This window comes from Wenzhouxiangella sp. YN9 (genome assembly GCF_056324165.1).
The window spans coordinates 1-372 of record NZ_JBJNIP010000020.1; the positions used below are offsets into that span (position 1 = coordinate 1).

Consider the following 372-nt stretch of genomic DNA (forward strand, 5'->3'; position numbering starts at 1 on the left):
TTGCTGACGGACTTCTCGTCTTCGATTGGAATGGGCGGCTCGCCTTCGGCTAGTAGCCGGAAGGGGAGCGACTGCCCCTTGCTGAGCACGGTCACGCGACCGTCAAAGTGCTCGCACAGCGTCACGAGGCTGCCTCTGAGCCGGTAGCCCTTGCCCTGGCCGGTGATCTGGTATTCGCGGTTGTGGAACTGGCAGGTGAGGTTTTTCGACAGCTTGCGGGTGTGGTGGATGGAAAAGATCTGATCGAGCTCGCCGGCGTCGTGCAGTACGGGCCGGTGGGCGTCACTGGCATGCTGTGGCGGCTTGGCGAAGCGGTGGTTGTAGTCGGCGATGAACTCGGCTAGAAAGGCGTTGGCACCATCGATATCGCTG

Annotated in this window: 1 pseudogene; it reads right to left on the reverse strand. The window is 61.8% G+C overall.

The annotated features are described in order from the left end of the window. Positions 1-372: pseudogene (locus ACEWQ0_RS00045) on the reverse strand (hypothetical protein); the annotation flags it as partial.